We start from the raw sequence: 21,752 nt of genomic DNA on the forward strand, positions 1-21,752 counted from the left end.
CACCGAGATCAGCGAGATCGGCCACAGCGGCGGACTGGCCAGCGAGCCGAGCAGGCCGCCGGCGGTCAGGATGAGCAGCCACGACGGCTTGGTGAGCTTGTCGACGGCCGGGAACGCGGCTGACCGCCGGGTGAGGCAGTCGACCAGCGCCCACGCGCGCAGCACGATCAACGCCCAGAACAGGACCCGATCGGTCCAGAGGTACAGCGTGTCGACTGCGTTCACTCCGTCAGCGTACCGACGCCGGACGCAACTGTGCCCCGCTCCGGATCGGAGCGGGGCACAGTCGACGGCACGCGAAAGGTGCCGGGATTCAGCTCTTGGTGCTGCGCTTGGCCGGGGCCTTGCGAGCGGCCGGCTTGCTGGCCGGCTTGGACGCGGCCGGCTTGGTGGCGGCCGGCTTGGTGGCCGGCTTGGCGGCGGCGGTCGGAGCCGTCTTCGCAGCCGGCTTGGTGCCGATGCCGGTCAGCGACTGGACGGGCTTGACGACGCGGTCCTGCACGGTCTCGCCAACGACGGCGGTGACCGGACGGGCGGCCTCGACGAGCTTGGCCACGCGCGGGTCGGACTTGACGCCGGTGAACAGCGCGTCGGCGCGGTCGGTGACGCTGCTGGTGTAGTCCTTCACCTGCGCGAGGTACGGCTCGACGGCCGTCTTGATGGCGTCGAAGTTGATCGCCTTCTCGGCCGTCACCCGCAGGTCGTTGACGGCTTCGGTGGCCTTGCCCGCGATGTCGGTGACGTTGCCCTTGGTCTTGCCGAACAGTTCGTTGGCCTGGCCGGTCACGTCGTTGAGCTGCGCCTGGGCGCTGGCAATGGACGAGTCGAGAACCTGCTTGCCCTGGCTGACGGCGGTGTCGGCGTACGAGCGGATGTCACTGGCGATGGACATGGTGTAACTCCCTGTGTGTTGTGGGGGATCGAGAAAATAGATGAAGCCGTGTTACTCCGCCGGCGCGCCGGCGGCCGGTTCGACGCCGACTGCGAGAGCGGCGGCGTTCTCCCGGCGGAAGGACTCATAGATGTCGAGCAGGACCTGCTTCTGCCGCTCGCCGAGGTCCTCGTCGCTGAGGATCGCGGCAACGAGTTCCTGGTTGCCTTCGCGGAACTCGAGAATGCCCGCGCGGACGTAGAGCTGCTCGGCCGAGATGCGCAGGCCCTTGGCGATCTGCTGCAGGATCTCCGCGCTGGGCTTGCGGAGTCCGCGTTCGATCTGCGAGAGGTAGGGGTTCGAGACGCCGGCCAAGCGCGCGAGCTGTCGCAGTGACACCTGGCCCTGTTGACGCTGTTCGCGGATGAAGTCACCGATCGCGGCTCCGCTGCGCTTGGCCTGAACCTTCGGCGCCTCGGCTATCACCCGTCCAGTGTCGCGGAGCAGTGCTAGCAATTGCAAGCAGACTGCAAGCAATGTGGGTGAGAGCACCCCCGATACCGGTTAGGAACGCGATTCGGTCACCTCGGCCGGGCCCCGTTCGTCAGTGATAGGACAGTCGACGACGAGAGGTGTGCAGTGGACGAGCACGACGCGATGGCCCGGCAGTTCGAGCAGAACCGGGCGCGGCTACGCGCAGTCGCGTACCGGATGCTCGGCTCGCTGGCGGAGGCCGAGGACGCGGTGCAGGAGGCCTGGCTGCGGCTCAACCGCTCAGCCGGCGCCGAGGTCGAGAACCTGCCGGGGTGGCTGACCACCGTGGTGGCGCGGATCTGCCTCGACATGCTGCGCAGCCGCAAGTCCCGACGCGAGGAACCGCTCGACCTCTACGTCCCCGACCCGATCATCACCCCGGCCGACGACCCGGAGCACGAGGCGGTGCTGGCCGACTCGGTGGGGCTGGCCCTGCTCGTCGTCCTGCAGACGCTGGCGCCGGCCGAGCGGCTCGCCTTCGTCCTGCACGACATGTTCGCCGTACCTTTCGACGAGATCGCCCCGATCGTGAACCGGTCGCCCGACGCGGCCAAGCAGTTGGCCAGCCGAGCTCGCCGGAGGGTGCAGGGCGCCACGGTGCCCGACTCCGACCCGGCCCGGCAACGCAAGGTCGTCGACGCGTTCCTGTCCGCGGCCCGCGACGGGGACTTCGACGCGTTGGTCGCGGTGCTCGACCCGGATGTGGTGCTGCGGGCCGACAGCGGCGAGGGCGGCATCGGCCGGTCGGCCGTGATCCGCGGCGCCGCGCAGGTCGCCGGCGGCGCGCTCAACTTCGCGCGGCTCGCATCACTGGCCCGTCCGGTCCTCGTCAACGGCGGCCCTGGAGCCGCGACGGTCGCCGACGGCAAGGTGCTGTCGGTCGCTGGGTTCACCGTCGTAGGCGATCGGATCATCGAGATCGACATCCTGGCCGACCCCGCCCGCCTCGCGCAGCTCGACCTGTCGTTCCTCGACGCTTGATCGCGAACCGCCGGCCCGACCGACTAGCGTCTGTCGCTGGACGGACGGGAGGTCGAACGGGTGGACACCTCCGTCGCGGCTGCCTTGATCACGTCCGGCGCCGCCTTCGTCGTCGCGGTCGGCGGCGGTGTCCGCAGCGAAGTGCGCTCCATGTCGGACCGGCGGTACGCCGCACGGCGCATGTTCCTCACCGACGTCCAGGACGCGGCGCTGGCGCTGCGTGACGCCCTGCGCGAGTACGGCTCGGCCTTGCGCACCCGCACCGGATCGGGCGACGGGGCAGGGGGCGGGATCTTCATCATGTCGGTGCCCGAGCCGTTGGCCGCGCAGGTGTCGGCCGCCGAAGGGCGCTTCACCGTGGCCACGTCACGTGTGGAGGACGAGTCGGTCGTCGCGGCGCTCGAACGTTGGCATGCGCTTGCCCAGATCAGCTTGATCGACACCAGCGACGCCCCCGCGGCCGACGAGCAGGACGCCTTCGCGCAGGTGAACGCACTGATCGGCGCCGCGCTGCAGTCGGCCCGCGGCCGCGCGCCGGGGTGAGGCTACGAGGCGAGGTCGGCAGTAGCCTCGACGAAGACCAAGCGGTCGGCGACTCCCAGCTGGGTCGCGGCCGCCCGCGCATCGTCCAGGAAGTTCGACGGGCCGCCGATCACCGTCAGGCGAGCGGCCCCGCCGTCGAGCACGACGCTGCGGACGAGTTGGCCGGCGAACGACGCAGTGCCGCTGACCAGCGGCCGGGCGTCGACCAGGACGTCGTCACCGCTGATCGAGCCGAGCCGGTCCACCGCGTCGGCCGCGAGCTTTCGCCCGGCCACCAGTTGCGGAAGTGTCAGAGTCGGCATCGCTTCCCCCTTCAACGGCCCGGCGTCGGTACTCATTGTCCGCCTGCACCCAGGCTAGCGCGATCCGCTGTCAGAGCCCCGTCCCTGTGGATGCCGCTCGGCACCTCGTCAACCATCGGCGAGCGGGATGCGGGCCTCGACGATCGTCCCGTCGAACGCGTCGTCGGCCCGCAGGTAGCGCCGGGTCGTCGGAAAATGCCGGATCGCTGCCGTTCCGCTCGCGATGTAGAGACTGCCGGACTGGCCTCCGATCAGGTGCAGGGCGGACGGCAGACCCCGGCCGCGGTCGGGCTCGTCGTAGCGACTCACCTGCTCCTGCGTCGCCAGCGCGATGGCGGCCTCGTCCGAGAGCACGCCGCGGTGGGTGAGGGTGGCCAGCATGCCGACTCCGGCATCGGCGATCGCGATGAGGAGTTCGCGGCGGCGGGGCAGCGTCTGGGCGGCGAGGTAACCGATCGTTCCCGAGTGGTCCATGACGTTCTCGCCGACTTCGCCGACGCTGCGGTGCAGAGCGGTCGCGAGGTCCTTGCCGCCCCGCGGCAGCACCTTGCGGTACACGAGGCGAGCCAGGCGGTCGACGGTGTCCGCGCTGTCGATGCGGACGACCTCGATGAGCTCCTCTTCGCGGTCATGGGCCCGCGCGGTCGGCAGGTCGTGGGTGGCGCCCAGGTCGCTCAGGACGCGGCCGAGCCGCATCCGGGCCGCGTAGTGGGCCGGCTCGGAGTCGGTGGGCCCGCGCAGCGCGAATGCGGTGCCGTCGAGGTGGGCGCGGTGCGCCTGGGCGGCGGTGGCCACCATCGCCGAGGGCGGCATCCAACGCAGGTGGGCGAGATCGATCCGGCGCACACCGTCGTGCTGCGCCGGGCGCAGCCGGGCGAGCAGAGCGTCTGGATGGCGGGTGGGCACGGACTGATCCTTTCGCGGCCGGCGGGCGGTCATACCGACCGTAGGGGCCGGATCGGACAGATCCGTGAGGGCGGGCAGAGCGATCTCAATCACGAACGGCGGCATGAATTCGTGGTACCGGTCCACCGCTCGCCATCCTTGATCCATGCAGACCCTCGCCCGCTTCGCGACGCGCTACCGCTGGTACGTCGTCGCCGGCTGGATCGCCCTCGTCGTCGGCGTCCAAGCCCTGGCATCGGCCGGCGGTGGATCGTCCTACAAGGACGTCTTCACGCTGCCGCACACCGAGACCCAGACCGTGCTCGACCTGCTCCGCGCCAGCGGGCAGGGCAGCCAGGCGGGCCAGGTCGGAACGGTCGTCGTGCACGCCGAGCGCGGCACGCTGGATCCCGGACAGGCACCGACGGGATTGCGGGAGACGCTGCGCGGGCTGTGCGGCGACGGTGACCACGTCGCCTCCGTCGTCTCGCCGTGGGGCGTGGTCAACTGCTCCGGCCCCGCTGTGGCGAAGTCCGCGCCGGCCGACGGACCGGCGGCGGCGCACAACCCCTACCTCAGCACCGACAACAAGGTCGGCCTGATCACCGTCGCGTGGCAGTACAACCAGAACGACCTGAACAACTTCGTCGGCGTCCACGACAAGATCGCCAAGCTGAAGGTCGACGGAGTCGGCTACGAATTCACCGGCGGCGCATTCGCCAACCTCGCCCAGCAGCAGAAGGGCATCCCGCCGGAACTGTTCGGCTTCCTAACCGCGCTGCTCATCCTCGGGTTCGTGTTCCGGACAGTCGGCGCCGCCGTCACGCCACTGCTCAGCGCGGCGCCCGCGCTCGGCACCGGCCTCGGCCTGATCTCCCTGCTGAGCCACGTCATGAACGTCGCGACGTTCGCAACCCAGCTGTCGCAGCTCATGGTGATCGGTGTCGGCGTCGACTACGCCCTGTTCATCGTCACCCGGCACCGCCGCAACCTCATGCGCGGTATGAGCGTGACCGACTCGATCGCGCTCGCCGTCGACACGTCCGGACGCGCGGTGCTGTTCGCCGGTGCGACAGTGTGCGTGGCGATGCTCGGCCTCTGCGCCCTCAGCGTCAGCTTCCTCTACGGCGTCGCGATCGGGACCTCGATGGCGGTTGCCCTCACCATGGTCGCGTCGCTGACCGTGCTGCCGGCGGTGCTGTCACTGCTCGGCTATCGCGTGCTGCCCCGGCGGATCCGCGGGGCCGTACGTGACGGGAGCTACATCGTCTCGGCGCGGCCGACCCGCTGGGCGCGTTGGGCCCAGATGGTCGAGAAGCGTGGACTGGTGTTGGGCATCGCGGCCGCCGCGGTCATCGTCGCGCTGGCGATCCCGTTCTTTTCCCTGCGCCTGGGTCACGCCGACGAGTCGAGCGATCCGGCCGCGTCCACGACGCGTAACGGATACGACCTGATCGCCTCGGCGCCCGGCTTCGGCCCCGGCTACAACTCCACACTGGAACTGGTCGTGCACGGGCCGGGCGCCGGCGACCCGGCGTACTTGCAGCTGATCTCCCAGCGCCTCTCCACCGTCGGCAACGTGAATCCGGCGAGCGCGCGACCGGCGCCTATCAGCCGGGACCTGGCGATCATCGCGTTCAAGAGCAAGAGCTCACCACAGGACGAGGCGACGACGGCCCTCGTCCACACCCTGCGCTCGGAGGTCGTTCCCGGTCTCGAGCAGGGCACGCCGAACCAGATCTACGTCTTCGGGCAGACCGCGATCATGGTCGACTTCGCCGGCGTACTGGCCGCGAAGATGCCTCTCTTCTTCGTGGCGATCATCGGCCTGTCGTTCCTGCTGCTGATGATCGCGTTCCGCAGCGTGGTCGTGCCGCTGACCGCGGCGGTCATGAACCTGTTCGCCGCCGGCGCCTCGTTCGGCGTCCTCGTCGCGATCTTCCAGTGGGGTTGGTTCAGCAACGCGCTCGGGATCGGCGGTGGCGGGCCGATCGACGCGTTCCTCCCGGTGTTGTTCTTCGCGATCCTGTTCGGCCTGTCGATGGACTATCAGGTGTTCCTGGTCAGCCGGATGCACGAGGAGTGGGTGCATACCCGCGACAACGCTCGCGCGATCAGCGTCGGCCAGGCGGAGACCGGCGGCATCATCACCGCAGCCGCGTTCATCATGATGGCCGTTTTCGGCGGCTTCCTGCTCGGCGACGCCCGGGTGATCAAAATGGTCGGCCTGGGTCTCGGCGGCGCCGTCTTCATCGACGCGTTCATCCTGCGGACGGTGCTGGTGCCGGCGCTGATGCACCGGTTGGGTACGGCGAACTGGTGGTATCCGCACTGGCTGGAGCGGATCACGCCCCGTGTTTCGGTGGAGCCGGCCGAAGATTCGGCCGGCCCGGACGCCGAAGAGCGATCGCCCGCGCTGGTCTGACGCCGGCCTGGCCGAGCCCGAACCTCAGCCGAGCTCGCCGGAGTACACCTGGCGCCGACGCTTGCCACCGCGGTTGAGCATGACGCCGGCGGTCACCAGAAGGCCGGCGATGAGAAGGAGCAGCAGCACGTCGACACCGGTGAAGGCTGTGCCGCCACCGCTGTTGGTACCGCCGCCGTTGCCACCAGCGCCACCGCCACCGGGGCCGTGCGCGTTGACGATCTGGATCGGCTCGCTCGGGCAGCCGGGGCCGCCTCCTCCGCCGCTCGCGATGATCGTGTGCGAGCCGAGCAGGCCGGCGGGCATGGTGACCTGCGTGGTGAAGGTGCCGGACCCGCTCGCGGTGACCGTCTTGAGGACGGTGGCGCTCGAGTCGAGTTCGAGACGCACCGTCGCGCCGGCGATGAAGTTCGTGCCGGTGACCGTGATGGCCTCACCGGCCAGCGGCGTGGTGGTACTGACAGAGATGGTGGGGCAGATCGTCGGCGGATAGGCGACCGCCTGGGCGGCCGGACCCGCAATCACCAGCGAGGCGGCGGCCAGCGCGAGCGCCACCATGGTCCGGATTCTCATCGGCGTCTCTTTCCTAGCCCCACTAGTAGTCACAGGTAACAACGCGCGCCGCCGGTTTTGGATGCGCCTGCCGGGGACGTTACCCGAAGTAAAATGCGAGTGAACAGTGGTCAGGCTATATCGATGCGGACCGGTTGTCCTGTTATCGACGCCGGATCGTCGGCGCTCAATGTCCGCTTCACGACGGCAAGGGCGATCGGCCCGAGATCGAAATGGTGCAAAGCCGTGCCCAGAAAGCCCACGGTTCGACCGTTGAGCTCGATGGGTGTCCCCGGCTCCGGCAAGGTGTCCGATTCGCCGGAAAGATGGATCAGGACGAGGCGGCGCGGTGGCTTGCCGAGGTTCTGGACGCGGGCGACCGTCTCCTGCCCGCGGTAACAACCCTTGTCGAGGTGGACGGCACTGCCGATCCAGCCGACTTCGTGCGGAATCGTGCGGTGGTCGGTCTCGAGTCCGAGCCGCGGCCGTCGGGCTTCTACGCGCAGCGCCTCGAACGCCCACAACCCGGCCCGGTGCGCGCCGACCTCGACGAGAGCGGCGATCACCCCGGCCGCGCGCGCCCTCGGCACCACGATGTCGGCCGCATCCGGTCCCGGCCAGCTCATGCGGCGCACGAACCCGCCACCGTCGATCGCCGCTGCGCGTCCTGACTGATCCGGCGTCGGGAGCCCGGCCAGCGCGAGGACCGTCGGCGTGGCCGGCCCGACGAGGGAGAGAACGGCCCAAAGCGCTGACACGTCAGCCGGTTCCACCCGCTTCATGAACTGCATCTTCTGCAGGTATGCGAGCACCTCGGCCGCCCTACCCGGCTCGGTGTCGATCCACACCGTCGAGTCGAGTTCGGTCACCTGCCAGTGCTGCTCGACGTGGCCGTTCGGGGACAGGACGAGGGCCTCCGTCGCATCGCCGTCGGTAAGCGACGACAGGTGCTGCGAGGAGATCGAGTGCAGCCAGCCCAGCCGATCCTGCCCGGGGACGATCAGGACGTCGCGGTTGCTGCGGTCGACGATGCCCGCACCGGTGGTCAGCAGTCGCTGTTCGCGCAGCGGGTCGCCGAAATGCCAAGGGACACCCGCGTCCCGTCCGGTAGCGGGCACGGCCAGCTCAGTCGTCATGTCTTCGGTTTCATCGCTCGGTCGGCCGGTTTTGTTCCGCCGCACAATCGCGGCACCGGCCGAACACTGTGAAGTGCGACCGATCGAGGACGAAGCCGCTGCCGGCCGACAGGCTGTCGGCGAGCGGGTCGACCAGCTTCGGGTCGGCGTCGACGACCGCGCCGCAGGCGTGGCACACGACGTGGATGTGCTCGTCCTCGGCCGGGCGGTAGGACGGCGCGCCGTGCCCGAGATGGGCGTGCCGGACGAGACCTATCTCCTCGAGCAGTTCCAGCGTCCGGTAGATCGTCGTCAGATCGACGTCGGGAACCGACTCGCTGATCTGCTCGGGGGTGGCGTGGCCCAGGCTGCGGACGGCGGCCAGCACCTGCTCGCGCTGAGTGGTGACGCGCAGCCCGCGGGCGCGGAGCCGGTCCGCGAGGTCGGCCGCCGACGTGGCGGCCGCCGCGGGCGCGTGGGTGTGGCTCGGGCCGGTCATCGTGCCCATCGTAGGTAGCCTGGCGCCCAGGCGTTGGACGACGGCGCGACGATGCTTGGAGGCGGGCAGTGGCGAGCACGCAACGTGGCGTTGTGGCTGTGCTCGGCGTCGGGGTCCTCGACCCCTCCGCACCGGTCATCCGGGTCGACGACGCCGGACTCACCCGCGGCGACGGTTGCTTCGAGGGCTGCCGCCTGCGCGACGGCGGAGTCGACAAGCTGGAGGCCCACCTGGCCCGGATGACGCGGTCGGCGGCGGCCCTGGCCATCCCGTTCGACTCCGGGGAGTGGCGCGAGCTCATCGCCTTGGCGGTTGCGGCGTGGCCCGAGCCGGGCGAGGCGGCGGTCAAGCTCCTGCTCACGCGGGGGCCGGTCGGGGGCTCCCCCAGTGGCCTGGTGTCGATCGGCCCGCTGCCCCCCGACTACCCGCGCCAGCGGCGCGAGGGCCTCAAGGTGGTGACGCTGAGCCGCGGAACGACGTCGACCGCCTTTGCCGAGGCGCCGTGGTTGCTCGGCGGGGTCATGTCCCTGTCCTACGCGATCAACATGGCCGCCCAGCGCGAAGCGGCCCGCCGCGGCGCCGACGACGCGGTCTTCGTGAGCGTCGACGGAGTCGTCCTGGAATCGCCGACCGGTTCGGTCGTGTGGTCGATCGGACGGACGTTGCACACCACTCCGACCGGCCCGACCGGCATCCTCGCCGGCACGACGCAACGGCTGCTCTTCGAGCGGGCGGCCCGCGCGGGATGGACGGCGCAGGAGTCCGTCGCCGGCGTCGACGACCTGCACGCGGCTGACGTCGCGTGGCTGGTCGGCAGCGTCCGCGGCCCGGTCGACATCGTCGAACTCGACGGCAAGGCCCGGGCCCGCGTGCCCGAGATCGATGCCGAGATCCGCCGCCTCGCCGGCTTCTGAGAAGTCCTTCAGCCGCGGTCCGCCCGGCCCGGCAAAGTTCGTTGCCGCGACTCCGCTCGCCACGTACGTTGGAGGTACACGAGGGAGGAGGTGGTCCAAAGTTGAATACTTTCTGGACACGTGAGGTGGCTTCCAGCTAACCACCGCAATGCAACGGACCTGCGAGGGCTTGCCCCTACCGCGACCGAGCGGTGGTGAGCAATACCTGGTAGCTACCCGGCCCCCGAGTCGTCGGCCCGTCCAGCCGGCCCGGTCTTCGACCGGAAGTGACTCGGGGGCCGTCTTTCGTTAAATGGTGACCACCACGCGATGAGCGCTCGCGCGAAGAGCCGCCGGCCGCCACGCGGCCCGAGCGAAGCGAGGAGCGGCGGGAGGCACGCACCCTGAGCGAAGCGAGGGGGTGCTGCCGGACCGACGCCAACGGCGATTAAACGAGGTGCGCCAGGACGTAGATCGGCTTCGAGTACCAGGTGAGCATTCCCTGCTCGTCGAGGAACGTCATGATCTTCTCGGCCATCCACCGGCGTGACTGGTGCCAGTTCGGATTGCTGCGGGCCGCCGTCACGGCCTCGTCGCGGTCGAGGCCGACCTGGGCGTAGACCTCCGGGCTGATCAGCGCGCTCGCGACGAACGCGGCGACCACCGCCGACGACACGTTCGTGACGACCTTGCCGATCGGCCCGATCTTCGCCATCTGCCGGGCGACCTCCTCCCGGGCGAAGCGGACGTGGCGCGCCTCTTCCACGACATGGATCCGGTTGACCATCCGCACGAGCGGGTGCACAGATTCGTCGTTGACCATCTCGCGCTGGAGGCGGTCGGTCATCTCCTCGGCGACGAGGACGGGTGCGAACAGGGCCGGCCCGCGCGCCGTCGCCTTGTACACGCGCGCCAGGTGGTGCAGTACGGCGCCGGGACGGTAGGTCGGCGCACCCAGCCGGTCGATCGCCTTGGCGAACATGAGGATGTGCCGGGTCTCGTCGCCGATCTCGGTGAGCGCGTACTGGGTGCGCGCGTCCTGCGGATCCTGGTGGTACGCCCAGCGGGTCAGCATCTGGATGAGAATCAGCTCGAACCACAGCCCGGTCGACGCGACGCTCGCCAGCTCCTGCCGCGAGAGCTCGACGCGCTGTTCGTGCGTCATCCGCTCCCAGAGCGCGGTGCCGTAGAGCGAGGTCCGTTCGAACGGCATGAACTTCAGATCCAGCTCCACCGGGGCGTCCCAGTCGATGTCCAGCGTCGGGTCGTAGGAGTTCTTCGACGAAGAGCCCAGCAGCCGGGTGGCGGTCCGGCGGACGGCGTCGAGCGGTGCTACAGCGGTCATATCGCTCCGATCTCGCGGCGCCCGCCTGGCCCAGGCGGGTTTCTATCACAAGGTGTAGCACTCACTTTTGCGGTTGACAAGGTGTCGCAGGTACTGTCAGGACGGCGGTGCAGCTACCTACGGGACGCGCCTGTGGGCCTTAGGCTGGGCGGCGTGCCCTCGCAGTCCGCTCCTCAACCGCGGGATGACGCGCGCGACGGGCGGTCAACCCGGTGGGATCCGCACCGCCGTGAGCGTCGGTTGTCGATCATCAACGCGGCCATCGCCGCCATCGAGGAACACGGGCCGGACGTCCTGACGGCGCAGATCGCCGACGCCGCCCACGTGCCGCGCACCCACGTCTACCGCCACTTCGACGGCAAGCCCGCGCTCGACCTGGCCGTGTCGACGCACGTCGCCAACCAGATCGGACAGCGGATCCGCGCCGGTCTGGCCGGCGGCGGATCGGCGATCGGAATCATCGCCGGCGCGATCGACGAACACCTGGGGTGGGTCGAGGCGCATCCGAACCTGTACCGCTTCCTCGCCCAGCACTCGTACGCGGTTCGCGGCGACGGACCGGGGGGCGCCGGCGACGCCAAAGCGGCGTTGGCCGCCGAGCTCACAGCCCTGATCTCGCGCTACATGTCCGCGTTCGGGATCGACAGCGAACCGGCCGAACGGCTCATCGTCGGTGTGGTCGGTCTGGTCGACGCCACGGCGGTCTGGTGGCTCGGCTCGAGCACACTCCCGCGGGAAGCGGTCGCGGCCGAACTCACCGATCAGGTGTGGCTCCTGATCGACCGCACCAGCCGCCAGTTGGGTCTCGTCCTCGCCCCCGACCAGCCGCTACCCGAGATCTGAGTCGGCGGCCGGCATCCGCACCAGTGCCGCGTTGAGGTGCGGAGCGAACTGCCGGCCACCGGGTGCCAGCTCGGTGGCGTAGCGCAACTCGTCGGCCCGTACCGCGTAGAGACGACGCTCACCGGCGACGTCCTTGGCAGTCGGGGTGTGCTCGCTCGAGACCGTCTCCAGCTCCCACTGCTGATCGCCGGCCGTGCCGGTGAACACCAGCGCCTGGCCGGTGTTGGAGGCGATCACCAGCTCGACGTCGTCCGGGCCGGCCCCCGGCCGCCAGAACCCGCTCTCTCGCCAGGCCGGGCGGATTACCGCGCCGCTGGCGTCGAGCAGCCAGGACCGCGACTGATAGGCGAGGAACGGCCGTCCGTCGTGGACGATCTCGACCCGCTGACCGTAGGCGAACTCCACGCCGCTCGAGGCGACGATCCCGCGGCCGGAGCCTTCCCAGAACCCGACGAGTGGCAGCAGCGCCAAGAGGGCGTCTGCGATTGGTGCGCCGGAGCGCAGATCCGCCGTGTCGCCCGCGGTCACGAGTAGATCAGCGCTGGCCGGCGAACAGCTTGGCCACGACATACACCGCGGCCGCGCCGATGGCCAGGAAGGTCGCGATCAGCAGCGCGAGGTAGGTCGCTTCCATCCTCGCGACGGTACAGCAGGATGGGCCCATGGCCGTGTTGCGCTCGCTCGTCGTCAAATGCACTGCGGGGGCCGAGGCGCCCGAGCGCTGTTCGCAGGCCTTCACGGTCGCCGCGACCGCGCTGGCTGCCGGTGCGGCCGTGTCGCTGTGGCTCACCGGCGAGGCCGTCTGGTTCGCCGTCGAGGGCCGGGCCGAAACGTTCGAGTTGCCGCACTCGGCGCCACTCGCCGATCTGCGCGACGCCGTCCTGGCCGGCGGGACGATCACCGTCTGCACGCAGTGCGCCGCCCGTCGCGACCTCACGCCCGACGAGCTGCTGCCCGGGGTGCTGGTCGCCGGATCCGCCAGCTTCGTCGACGAGGTGCTGCGCGAGGACGCCCAGGCCCTCGTCTACTGATCTAACGCAAGTTGTCCTGCTTCCCCACGCTGTAGGACGGGGAAGCACGGACAACTTGGCGGAAGTATGCCCGTTACTGCAGCTCGAGCGAAACTTGCAGGAGTCCGGGCGCTGTCGCCTGCACCTCACGACGCACCTTGCCGTCGCGGTGCAGCACCGAGAGCGTCCAACTGCCGGGCGCCGCGAAGAAGCGGAAGTCGCCGGTGGCCGAGGTGACGACCTCAGCGGTGAACTCGCCGGTGCCGTCCAGCAGCCGCACGTACGCGCCGGCGACCGGTGAGTCGCCCTTGCTGACCGTGCCGTAGATGACGGTTTCCTTCTCGATGTCGATCCCCGCCGGCAACGTCGGCGTCTGCTCCGGAGCTCCGCACACGACGGTCAGGCCCCCTTCTCGATCGGGACGCCAACGAGCGAGCCGTACTCGGTCCACGAGCCGTCGTAGTTCTTGACGTTCGGGTGGCCGAGCAGCTCGTGCAGCGCGAACCAGGTGTGGCTCGAGCGCTCGCCGATGCGGCAGTAGGCGATCGTGTCGCGGCCCTCGTCCAGGCCCTCTTCGGCGTAGAGCTTGCGCAGCTCCTCGTCGGACTTGAAGGTGCCGTCCTCGTTCGCGGCCTTCGACCACGGCACGTTGAGGGCGGTCGGGATGTGGCCGCCGCGCTGGCTCTGCTCCTGCGGCAGGTGCGCCGGAGCGAGCAGCTTGCCGGAGAACTCGTCGGGCGAACGGACGTCGACCAGGTTGAGCTTGCCGATCGCAGCGACCGTCTCGTCACGGAAGGCGCGGATCGAGAGGTCCTGGTCCTTCGCCGTGTAACTGGTCGCCGGTCGGCTCACCGAATCCTTGGACAGCTCGCGGCCGTCGAGTTCCCACTTCTTGCGGCCGCCGTCGAGCAGCTTCACCTTGTCGTGGCCGTACAACTTGAAGTACCAGTAGGCGTAGGCGGCGAACCAGTTGTTGTTACCGCCGTAGAGGACGACGGTGTCGTCATTGCTGATGCCCTTCCCGGACAGCAGCGCCTCGAACTGCTCCTTGTTGACGAAGTCGCGACGGACCTGGTCCTGCAGTTCGGTCTTCCAGTCGAGCTTGACGGCGCCGGGAATGTGGCCGCCGTCGTAGGCGGAGGTGTCTTCGTCGACCTCGACGAACACGACATCGTCGGCGTTCAGGTTCTCTTCGGCCCAGTCGGCCGAAACGAGCACGTCTGCGCGGCTCATGATTTTCTCCTCAGATCGATGTGTGTAGTAGCGCGCGAACAGCGCAGCTGACCAGCAAGGGTTTGGGGACCCCGCGAAAGTGCGAACGCAGCGAGCAGTTTCGTGGGGTTACCGACAGAGGCAGCTGCCCACACGGCACAGGTCGACCGCGCGGCGGGAGGTGAGCAGGGTGCTACCCGGCGTGCGCACGGTCGTGCGCAGCGTGTTGCCCATGCCCGAATCGTAGCCGCCCGCGGCCGGGCCTGCTCAGGCCACCTTGCGGAAAACCACTGCCTCGGCCGAGCCGTCGACCACCAGCCCGCTCGCGGTCGGGCGCAACTCGTCGAGCCGCAGGCCGTACGGGAGAGGGGGAAGCGCGATCGGCACGTTCAACGTCGGCAGCAGTTGGCTCAGGACGAGACTGGGCAACGTGATTCCGGCCACCGACACCCCGCGGATCTGCAGCCAGACCGACTCGCGGCCCGCCAGCGTCAACACCGCCTCGCCACTGACCCGGGCCAGCTGGCTGATTCCCGGCACCGGAAGGGCCGCCGTCGCGAGCAGCCGCTCGCCCTCGAAGCCCAGCGACAACCCGGGGATGCGGGCCAGGCGGCCCAGCTCGCTGTAGGGCAGCAGCAGCCGGCCGGTCACCCGCTCGCAGGGCAGCTCGGTGGTCCGGCCGCCCAGCAGTTCCCGCGGAGGGAGGTGGGCGTTGGTGAGATGCGCGACAAGCGTGGCGCCGCTGATCTCCCCGATCCGCAGGCCGCCGAGGACCTCCACGTCGCGATAGCAGCCCCGCAGCGCCTGGGTCAGGAACGGCCGCCCGTGCAGCCGCACGGTCGCCGGGTGCCCGAACGGTGCGGACAGGTACTCCGAGGCCTTCCGCTCGGCCAGGGCGGCAAGGACCCGGTCGAGGGCGGGCAGGCCGGCCACGATCAGCACCAACAGGACGGCGACGACGGCCAGCGCGACGAGCACGTCAACCTCCTGCCGGTGACGGGCCGGTCAGGCCCTGATGGCCAGGCTCAGCAGGAACGCGACGGGAGCGATGACCGCGACGGGCAGCACGGCCGCGAGCACGGGACGCAACCGCCGTCCCAGTCGGGCGGCCGGCTCCGGGGTCGTCTGCAACACGAACGCCATGGCGACGGCCAGCAGGCCGGCGAGCGCGCCCAACGCCGCGCCGACGAAGACGGACCGGCCGTTCGCGTAATCGAGCTGGTCGCGCAGCACGAGGTAGCCGACGGAGCCCCCCAGGCCGGCCGATGCCACGAGGGCGAGCAGGCCGCGTCCCACCGCCGGATCGAAGCGCGGCGTGGGCACGACGAGGTCGACGAGGCAGCCGATCACGAGGGCGCCGGCGATGGCCGCGACAGCCGCCGCGGCCACGCGACCGCCGACATCGCTGTCGTCGAACTCGTGCCGCAACTGCAGCAGCGCCGGCAGCGAAACCTCGCCGAGGACCAGGACCGCGACGGCGGACAGAGACGAGACGACCTGGACCCGCGCCGCCCCGCGCGCCAACTGGTGGATGAACATCGCCGGCACCGCCAGGCCGAGTACCGCGAGCAGCGTGCCGAGCCGGCCGTGCGGCCACACGGACGTCGTGACGTCTGCGGCCGTGGCCGCGAGGGCAGCGATGACGAGCCCCCCGATGCGCCCGGGCATCACCGTCCCGAGCACCCAGGAGACGGCGAGCAGGGCCTGCGTGCCGGCGACCGCGACAAGCAGCGGGGTCGCCCCGGCGCGGGCGGTGAGTGTGAGCGCCGCGCCCACGACGACCGCGACGGCGAGCGTCGTCACGAGTGAGAGGTCGAACGGATCGATGACCTGGACGTCGTCGCCCCCGGCCTCGACGTCAGTCACGGGTCTCATCGTCGCAGACGAGCGGGCGGCGCTCGTACGCCGCGAGTACCCATTCGGTGATGCGGGCGAGCAGATCGGCGGTGGTCGCGACTTCGGCGTGGCCCATGCCGGGCTCGATCCAGACGTCCGCCGCGGGTGCCGCTTCGGCGAGCGCGTCCGCATGCCGGACGGGGAAGTAGCTGTCGGCCGTGCCGTGGACGATGAGCAGCGGACGCGGCGCGATCTCGCCGGCCACCTCCACCGGCGACTCGGGCACGTCCTGCCACATGGTCGGCGACAGTCGCGTCCGGCGCAGCAGCCGGGTGGCGGTGCGGCCGGACTGCGTCTCGACCATCCAGTGGACGAGTCGCATCGGTCGGGTACCGCGTTCCCACCACATGCCGGGCGCGCTGACGCTCACGACGGCATCGGCATCGCCGCCCAGGCCCGCGTGCCGGAGGACGGCCGTCCCGCCCATCGACCACCCGAGGACGGCCACGAAGGCGTAGCCCTCCCCCCGCAGCCAGGCCACCGCCGCGGCGACGTCGTGGATCTCGTCGGCGCCGGCTGTGCCCAGTCCGCTCGAACGCCCGTGCCCGCGGAAATCCGGCGCGAGGACGGCGAACCCCCCCGCCACGAGTTCCCGGCAGATGCGGCGCACATGCGCGTTGCGCGAGGAACCCGTGAACCCGTGCCCGACGACACAGGCGATGCGACGGTCGGGGGCCGGCCAGTACGCGGCCGCCAGGGCAACGCCGTCGTCGGTGCGCAGGCCCACCAGCTGCGGCTCAGTCACCGACGTCACCTCCCGAGTCTGGCCACCGGAGCGGTCCGGTAATCTGTAAGCGCTTGAGGGCAGCGCCGCCCGACCGGACCCGGCAGCGCGGCCGATCCGGGGACCAGCCGCCGATCCCTCTCGCCCGGAGGCGCGCGTGGAACTCATCCTCCTCACCAGCGCAGTCCAACCCACGACCGAGGTGCTCCCCGCGCTCGGGCTGCTGTCGCACCAGGTGACCGTGCTGCCGCAGGACGCCGGCGCGCTCGTCGACCGCTCCCTCGGCGACGCGGTCCTCGTCGACGCCCGACGCGACCTGATGAACGCGCGCGCGTTCGTCCGGCTGCTCGCCGCCATGGGGACGACCGCGCCGGTCATCGCCGTCCTCACCGAAGGCGGCCTCATCGCGATGTCCGGCGAGTGGGCGGTCGACGACTTCGTACTCGACACCGCCGGCCCGGCCGAACTGGACGCCCGCTTGCGGCGCGCGGTCGAGCGGCACGCGGCGGAAACCGAGGAGGTCGGTGGCCGCCTCGAGGTCGGCGAGCTGACCATCGACGAAAGCACCTACACCGCCCGGCTGTCCGGCGTCGCGCTCGACCTCACCTACAAGGAGTTCGAGCTGCTGAAGTTCCTGGCGCTGCACCCGAGCCGCGTGTTCACCCGCTCGCACCTCGTACAAGAGGTGTGGGGCTACGACTACTTCGGTGGAACCCGCACGGTCGACGTCCACGTGCGGCGGCTGCGAGCCAAACTGGGCTCCGAGCACGAATCGATGATCGGCACCGTCCGCAACGTCGGCTACAAGTTCGTCCGGCCGGCCGACGGCGGGCGCCGCGGCGACGTCGAGACCGAGCTGCCGGTCCAGGCCGCGGCCTCGACCGGCGCCACCTTGACGGAGTAGCGCGCGGGCGTCGCCCCTATGGTCGGAGGGTGCCCGACCTCGCAACCGGCCCCCTCGACGCCGACACCCGCGCCGCCGTCGTGCGGCTGGCCGGGCGGATCGAGGCAGAGGACGGCGCGCCGCCGCTGTCGGACCAGACGCTGACGCATCTCGGCAGCGACGACGTCCAGCACGTGACCGCCCGGTCAGCCGGCACCGTGGCCGGATACGCCCAGCGTGGTGACGAGGGTGCGGAGATCGCGGCCGAGCCGTCAGCGGTGGACGATCTGCTCGACGCGGTGCTCGCGCCCGGCCTGCTCATCTGGTCGCACGGACGCCGCAGCCGGCTCGTCGCGGCGCTTGAGAAGCGCGACCTGCAGCGCGCCCGCGAACTTCACCAGCTGCGCCGGCCACTCGACACGGTTCCCGAGGACCCGCCGCTCGCCGACCGCATCGAGGTGCGCGCCTTCCGGCCGGGCGCCGACCACGCCGCCTGGCTGGCCGTCAACGCGGCCGCGTTTGCCAGCCATCCCGAGCAAGGCAGCTGGACGGAGGCCGATCTGCAGGCCCGCATCGACGAGCCGTGGTTCGACGCCGCCGGGTTCCTGCTCGCCGAGCGCGACGGCGAACTGCTCGGCTATCACTGGACGAAGGTGCACCCCGACGGCGTGGGCGAGGTCTACGTCCTCGGCATCGCTCCCGCCGCGCAGGGCCTGGGATTGGGCAAGGCCCTGCTGATCCGCGGCCTGCGGCACCTGTCCGACCGCGGATGTCCCGACGTCCTGCTCTATGTGGACGGGGACAACCCCGCGGCCATCGGGCTCTATGAGCGCGCCGGCTTCACTTCCTACGACCTCGACGTCCAGTGGCGGGTCAGCTGACCCGTAGTACCGGTGTGAGTCAGTTCACCCAATCGTCGTTCGGGGCATTTGTCGAGTCACCTGACAGCGCGCCGTCATTCACCCTGCGTTCATTCCGGTCGCCCCGATCCGCCATTTCTCGCTCCTAGCGTCGCGTTCGGAAGGTCAACCGACGAAGGAGAACTGATCGTGAAGCTCACCCGTGCCGGCCTCGCTGCCGGTGTGCTGGTCGCCGTGACGGCACTGGCCGCCTGCAGCAGCAGCGCCAAGACGGACGCCGGCGGGAAACCCACCGCGGGCGGCCCCTCCTCGGGCACCTCGAGCAGCGCCTCCACCAGCGCCGGGGGCGCCCCGACCTGCTCGAGCGGAACGCTCAACGCTGAGGGCTCGACGGCACAGACCAACGCCATGACGGCGTGGATCAACGGCTACACCAAGGCCTGCTCCTCGGCCAAGATCAACTACAACCCGACCGGCTCAGGCGCCGGGGTCAGCCAGTTCAACGCCGGTCAGGTTCAGTTCGCCGGCTCGGACTCGGCCCTCGATCCGACCAAGGGCGAGGTCGCCACCGCGCAGAAGCAGTGCGGCAGTGCGCCGCTCGACCTGCCGATGGTGATCGGGCCGATCGCGCTGGGCTACAAACTCAGCGGTGTCGACAAGCTCGTGCTCACTCCGGACCTGGTCACCAAGATCTTCACCGGCAAGATCAAGACCTGGAACGACCCGGCCGTCAAGGCCAAGAACACCAGCGCCAAGCTCCCGAGCACCGCGATCAACGTGATCTACCGGTCCGACTCCTCGGGGACGACGTCGAACTTCGAGAAGTTCCTGGCAGCCAACGACCCGACGGACTTCACCGCCAAGCCGGCGAAGGACAACGCCACGAAGGTGTTCGCCGGGCAGGGCAAGGCCGGCTCGCAGGGTGTCGCCGCGGCCATCGGCTCCACCGAAGGCTCGATCGGCTACGTCGAGTACTCGTTCGCGGTGAACGGAAGCTTGGCGACGGCGTCGCTCGACACCGGCTCGGGTCCGGTCGACGTGTCCAAGGACAGTGCCAGCGCGACGCTGGCCGATGCGCAGGTCGTCGGCACCGGTGACGACCTCAGCCTCAAGATCAATTACGCGACCAAGGCGAGCGGGGCCTACCCCGTCGTTCTGGCGACGTACGAGATCGCCTGCACGAAGTACAAGGACGCGGCGGCCGGAACGTTCGTGAAGAACTTCCTGTCCTACACCGCGTCCGGAGGCCAGTCGCTGTTGGCCGGGCTCGGTTACGCCCCGCTGCCGAGCTCGCTGCAGGCCAAGGTGGCCGCGTCGATCGCGAAGATCAGCTGACGACGCCTACATGTCAGAGCGAGAGACCATGACCGAACCGGCTGTTCCGGACCTCTCGGCCACCCCCACGATCGCCTCGCCCAACGGCGGGGCGGTCGTGGGCTCGGCCCAGCCGCTGGCGATCTTCGTCGCCGAGGCGCCACCGGTGGCCGGCGCCGGCCCGGCGGTCGCCGGAGGCGGCGGCAAGACGCGTCTGGGCGACCGGGTCTTCGGACTCATGACGTCCGGCGCTTCGGTGATCGTCATCCTGATCGTCACTCTCGTCGGCGTCTTCCTCGCGGTGAAGTCGATTCCCTCCATCGCCGACGACAAGGCCAACTTCTTCACTTCGACCGAGTTCGATGCCGGCACATTGCACTTCGGCATCGCCGCGCTGCTGTGGGTCACCGTCATCATCTCGGTCATCGCCATGATCATCGCGGTGCCGATCGCCGTGGGTATCGCTCTGTTCATCACGCAGTACGCACCGACGCGGCTGTCCCGTCCGGTGGCCTACGTGATTGACCTCCTCGCCGCGATCCCGTCGATCGTCTACGGCATCTGGGGGGCGGCGGAGCTGTCGCCGCACCTGGAGGGCGCGCAGCGGGTGCTGTCGCACCTGCCCTCGCCGCTCTTCGAAAACAAGCACCCGAACGGCACGATCTTCGACGGTGGCGTGGTGCTTGCGGTGATGATCCTGCCGCTCATCACGGCCATCAGTCGGGACGTCTTCGAGCGCACACCGAGGGCCAACATCGAGGCGGCGCTGGCGTTGGGCGCGACCCGCTGGGAGATGATCCGGATTGCGGTGCTGCCGTACGGCCGGCCCGGCGTGATCAGCGGGGCGATGCTCGGCCTGGGCCGTGCCCTCGGCGAGACGATCGCCGTCTACTTCATCCTCTCCACCGTCGGCGGGTTCTCCTGGTCGATCTTCACCGGCGGCTCGACGTTCGCGTCGAAGATCGCTCTCGGATCGGCTGAGTTCAACAATCCGAAGGCGACCGGCGCCTACATCGCGGCCGGGCTCGTCCTGTTCCTGCTGACCTTCCTCGTCAACGCGGCGGCCCGCGCAGTCGTCAACCGGCGCAAGGACTACGCATGAGCATCGCGACCGCGTCCGCGCCGACGAGGCTGACCTTCACCAAGGCCCGCGGGGCCCGCAAGGTCAAGAACACCATTGCCACCGGCCTGGTGACTCTCGCCTTCGGCCTCGCGCTCATACCGCTCGTGTGGCTGCTGTGGACAGTCATCAGCAAGGGCAGCAAGGTCGTCTTCACGTCGTCGTGGTGGACGACGGACCAGGCCGGCGTCGCGGCGAACACCCCGGGCGGCGGCGCGCTGGCGGCGATCGTCGGCACGGCCGAGCAGGTGGCGCTGTGCACAGTCATCTCGGTGCCCATCGCCCTGCTGGTCGGGGTCTACCTCGTCGAGTACGGCCGCGGGCCGCTGGCCCGGCTGACCACCTTCATGGTCGACATCATGACCGGCATCCCGTCGATCGTCGCCGCACTGTTCATCTACGCACTGTTCGTGACCACGCTCGGCGGCAACCGGGCCGGCTGGCTCGTGTCGCTCGCTCTGGTGATCCTGATGGTGCCGGTGATCGTGCGCACGACCGAGGAGATGCTGCGCCTCGTTCCCAACGAACTGCGCGAGGCGTCCTACGCCCTCGGCGTCCCGAAGTGGAAGACGATCACGCGGGTCGTCATTCCCACCGCAATGAGCGGGTTGATCACCGGTGTCGTGCTCGGCATCGCCCGGGTCGCGGGCGAGACGGCGCCGCTGCTGATCCTGGTCGGCTACTCCGGCACGACGAACACCGACCTGTTCCACAGCTTCCAGGGGTCGTTGCCCGGGCTGATCAAGGACCAGTTCACCAACATCAACACCGCGGCCTCGGGGACCACTACCTATCACCTCGACCCGGTGACGGGTAAGAAGGTGGCCGGTGCCGTCACCAACTTCGCCCCCGACCGCTTGTGGGGCACCGCCCTGACGCTCATCGTGATCGTCATGGCGCTCAACCTGACCGCTCGGCTCATCGGCCGGCGCACCAAGATTTCGT

The 21,752-nt window shown here is 69.9% G+C and carries 27 protein-coding genes; 11 read left to right on the forward strand and 16 right to left on the reverse strand.

Translation table 11 applies throughout. The features are described 5' to 3' along the window. From ABR571_RS05780 to ABR571_RS05790, 3 genes are all read right to left on the reverse strand, one after another. A partial coding sequence (locus ABR571_RS05780) for a DUF2516 family protein (RefSeq protein WP_409452234.1) occupies window positions 1-225 on the reverse strand: 225 nt, incomplete at its 3' end. An 88-nt stretch (window positions 226-313) separates the two neighbouring features. Further along, the gene (locus ABR571_RS05785; protein WP_409452235.1) at window positions 314-892 is read right to left on the reverse strand and encodes a hypothetical protein; all 579 of its coding nucleotides are present in this window, start codon (window positions 890-892) and stop codon (window positions 314-316) included. A gap of 51 nt (window positions 893-943) precedes the next feature. Further along, complete coding sequence (locus ABR571_RS05790; RefSeq protein WP_409452236.1) at window positions 944-1,357, reverse strand: helix-turn-helix domain-containing protein; 414 nt, start codon at window positions 1,355-1,357, stop codon at window positions 944-946. A gap of 153 nt (window positions 1,358-1,510) precedes the next feature. Here ABR571_RS05790 and sigJ point away from each other — a divergent pair, with 153 nt between their 5' ends. Next, window positions 1,511-2,386, forward strand: coding sequence for an RNA polymerase sigma factor SigJ (sigJ, locus tag ABR571_RS05795; RefSeq protein WP_409452237.1), 876 nt, complete (start codon window positions 1,511-1,513; stop codon window positions 2,384-2,386). A 60-nt stretch (window positions 2,387-2,446) separates the two neighbouring features. Continuing rightward, a complete protein-coding gene (locus tag ABR571_RS05800) occupies window positions 2,447-2,929 on the forward strand; it encodes a hypothetical protein (protein WP_409452238.1) in 483 nt (160 codons plus the stop codon). 2 nt (window positions 2,930-2,931) lie between these two features. On the opposite strand, the gene ABR571_RS05805 is transcribed toward ABR571_RS05800, so the two are convergent. Together ABR571_RS05805 and ABR571_RS05810 are read right to left on the reverse strand one after the other, a co-directional pair. Beyond that, the gene (locus ABR571_RS05805; protein WP_409452239.1) at window positions 2,932-3,231 is read right to left on the reverse strand and encodes a hypothetical protein; all 300 of its coding nucleotides are present in this window, start codon (window positions 3,229-3,231) and stop codon (window positions 2,932-2,934) included. 108 nt (window positions 3,232-3,339) lie between these two features. Beyond that, window positions 3,340-4,137, reverse strand: coding sequence for a hypothetical protein (locus tag ABR571_RS05810; protein ID WP_409452240.1), 798 nt, complete (start codon window positions 4,135-4,137; stop codon window positions 3,340-3,342). 145 nt (window positions 4,138-4,282) lie between these two features. Here ABR571_RS05810 and ABR571_RS05815 point away from each other — a divergent pair, with 145 nt between their 5' ends. Continuing rightward, window positions 4,283-6,541: an MMPL family transporter gene (locus ABR571_RS05815; protein ID WP_409452241.1), complete on the forward strand. Its 2,259-nt coding sequence runs from the start codon at window positions 4,283-4,285 to the stop codon at window positions 6,539-6,541. A gap of 24 nt (window positions 6,542-6,565) precedes the next feature. Here ABR571_RS05815 and ABR571_RS05820 read toward each other — a convergent pair whose 3' ends face one another. The 3 genes from ABR571_RS05820 to ABR571_RS05830 all read right to left on the reverse strand — a co-directional run bounded on the left by ABR571_RS05820 (window position 6,566) and on the right by ABR571_RS05830 (window position 8,707). Then, complete coding sequence (locus ABR571_RS05820; RefSeq protein WP_409452242.1) at window positions 6,566-7,114, reverse strand: hypothetical protein; 549 nt, start codon at window positions 7,112-7,114, stop codon at window positions 6,566-6,568. Between the two features lie 110 nt (window positions 7,115-7,224). Continuing rightward, window positions 7,225-8,229, reverse strand: coding sequence for a YgfZ/GcvT domain-containing protein (locus ABR571_RS05825; RefSeq protein WP_409452243.1), 1,005 nt, complete (start codon window positions 8,227-8,229; stop codon window positions 7,225-7,227). Between the two features lie 10 nt (window positions 8,230-8,239). Continuing rightward, window positions 8,240-8,707 carry a Fur family transcriptional regulator gene (locus ABR571_RS05830; RefSeq protein WP_409452244.1) on the reverse strand — a complete coding sequence of 156 codons (468 nt, stop codon included), beginning with the start codon at window positions 8,705-8,707 and terminating at the stop codon, window positions 8,240-8,242. A 92-nt stretch (window positions 8,708-8,799) separates the two neighbouring features. On the opposite strand from ABR571_RS05830, the gene ABR571_RS05835 reads away from it, so the two are divergent. Next, window positions 8,800-9,621: an aminotransferase class IV gene (locus tag ABR571_RS05835; protein WP_409452245.1), complete on the forward strand. Its 822-nt coding sequence runs from the start codon at window positions 8,800-8,802 to the stop codon at window positions 9,619-9,621. 427 nt (window positions 9,622-10,048) lie between these two features. Here the strand turns inward: ABR571_RS05835 and ABR571_RS05840 are convergent, their stop codons facing one another. Beyond that, window positions 10,049-10,945, reverse strand: coding sequence for an AurF N-oxygenase family protein (locus ABR571_RS05840; RefSeq protein WP_409452246.1), 897 nt, complete (start codon window positions 10,943-10,945; stop codon window positions 10,049-10,051). A gap of 153 nt (window positions 10,946-11,098) precedes the next feature. Here ABR571_RS05840 and ABR571_RS05845 point away from each other — a divergent pair, with 153 nt between their 5' ends. After that, window positions 11,099-11,788, forward strand: a complete 690-nt coding sequence (locus ABR571_RS05845; protein ID WP_409452247.1) for a TetR/AcrR family transcriptional regulator — start codon at window positions 11,099-11,101, stop codon at window positions 11,786-11,788. On the opposite strand, the gene ABR571_RS05850 is transcribed toward ABR571_RS05845, so the two are convergent. Next, window positions 11,774-12,316 carry an FABP family protein gene (locus tag ABR571_RS05850; RefSeq protein WP_409452248.1) on the reverse strand — a complete coding sequence of 181 codons (543 nt, stop codon included), beginning with the start codon at window positions 12,314-12,316 and terminating at the stop codon, window positions 11,774-11,776. The two genes, ABR571_RS05845 and ABR571_RS05850, sit on opposite strands and share 15 nt — an antisense overlap. A 140-nt stretch (window positions 12,317-12,456) precedes the next feature. On the opposite strand from ABR571_RS05850, the gene ABR571_RS05855 reads away from it, so the two are divergent. Next, window positions 12,457-12,819 (forward strand): DsrE family protein, encoded by a 363-nt coding sequence (locus tag ABR571_RS05855; protein ID WP_409452260.1) that lies wholly within the window; start codon window positions 12,457-12,459, stop codon window positions 12,817-12,819. A 73-nt stretch (window positions 12,820-12,892) separates the two neighbouring features. Here the strand turns inward: ABR571_RS05855 and ABR571_RS05860 are convergent, their stop codons facing one another. From ABR571_RS05860 to ABR571_RS05885, 6 genes are all read right to left on the reverse strand, one after another. Beyond that, window positions 12,893-13,192: a DUF1416 domain-containing protein gene (locus ABR571_RS05860; RefSeq protein ID WP_409452249.1), complete on the reverse strand. Its 300-nt coding sequence runs from the start codon at window positions 13,190-13,192 to the stop codon at window positions 12,893-12,895. 5 nt (window positions 13,193-13,197) lie between these two features. Then, window positions 13,198-14,031 carry a sulfurtransferase gene (locus ABR571_RS05865; protein WP_409452250.1) on the reverse strand — a complete coding sequence of 278 codons (834 nt, stop codon included), beginning with the start codon at window positions 14,029-14,031 and terminating at the stop codon, window positions 13,198-13,200. Window positions 14,032-14,139: 108 nt separating this feature from the next. Then, on the reverse strand, window positions 14,140-14,244 hold the full coding sequence (locus ABR571_RS05870; RefSeq protein WP_409452251.1) for a putative leader peptide: 105 nt from the start codon (window positions 14,242-14,244) through the stop codon (window positions 14,140-14,142). A gap of 33 nt (window positions 14,245-14,277) precedes the next feature. Then, on the reverse strand, window positions 14,278-14,988 hold the full coding sequence (locus ABR571_RS05875; RefSeq protein WP_409452252.1) for a DUF2993 domain-containing protein: 711 nt from the start codon (window positions 14,986-14,988) through the stop codon (window positions 14,278-14,280). A gap of 27 nt (window positions 14,989-15,015) precedes the next feature. Next, window positions 15,016-15,876: a hypothetical protein gene (locus tag ABR571_RS05880; RefSeq protein WP_409452253.1), complete on the reverse strand. Its 861-nt coding sequence runs from the start codon at window positions 15,874-15,876 to the stop codon at window positions 15,016-15,018. Continuing rightward, window positions 15,869-16,651: an alpha/beta hydrolase family protein gene (locus ABR571_RS05885; protein ID WP_409452254.1), complete on the reverse strand. Its 783-nt coding sequence runs from the start codon at window positions 16,649-16,651 to the stop codon at window positions 15,869-15,871. The genes ABR571_RS05880 and ABR571_RS05885 overlap by 8 nt, the downstream gene beginning before the upstream one ends. 136 nt (window positions 16,652-16,787) lie before the next feature. On the opposite strand from ABR571_RS05885, the gene ABR571_RS05890 reads away from it, so the two are divergent. From ABR571_RS05890 to pstA, 5 genes are all read left to right on the forward strand, one after another. Beyond that, window positions 16,788-17,534: a winged helix-turn-helix domain-containing protein gene (locus tag ABR571_RS05890; protein ID WP_409452255.1), complete on the forward strand. Its 747-nt coding sequence runs from the start codon at window positions 16,788-16,790 to the stop codon at window positions 17,532-17,534. 29 nt (window positions 17,535-17,563) lie between these two features. Beyond that, window positions 17,564-18,394, forward strand: coding sequence for a mycothiol synthase (mshD, locus tag ABR571_RS05895; RefSeq protein ID WP_409452256.1), 831 nt, complete (start codon window positions 17,564-17,566; stop codon window positions 18,392-18,394). A gap of 168 nt (window positions 18,395-18,562) precedes the next feature. Continuing rightward, the gene (gene pstS / locus ABR571_RS05900; RefSeq protein ID WP_409452257.1) at window positions 18,563-19,708 is read left to right on the forward strand and encodes a phosphate ABC transporter substrate-binding protein PstS; all 1,146 of its coding nucleotides are present in this window, start codon (window positions 18,563-18,565) and stop codon (window positions 19,706-19,708) included. A 28-nt stretch (window positions 19,709-19,736) separates the two neighbouring features. Next, window positions 19,737-20,789, forward strand: a complete 1,053-nt coding sequence (pstC, locus tag ABR571_RS05905; protein WP_409452258.1) for a phosphate ABC transporter permease subunit PstC — start codon at window positions 19,737-19,739, stop codon at window positions 20,787-20,789. After that, window positions 20,786-21,752, forward strand: a 967-nt coding sequence (gene pstA / locus ABR571_RS05910) for a phosphate ABC transporter permease PstA (protein ID WP_409452259.1), incomplete at its 3' end; no start/stop codon positions are given. The genes pstC and pstA, both read left to right, overlap by 4 nt.

Source organism: Jatrophihabitans sp., assembly GCF_046262535.1.
In the GTDB taxonomy this organism is placed as follows: domain Bacteria; phylum Actinomycetota; class Actinomycetes; order Mycobacteriales; family Jatrophihabitantaceae; genus Jatrophihabitans.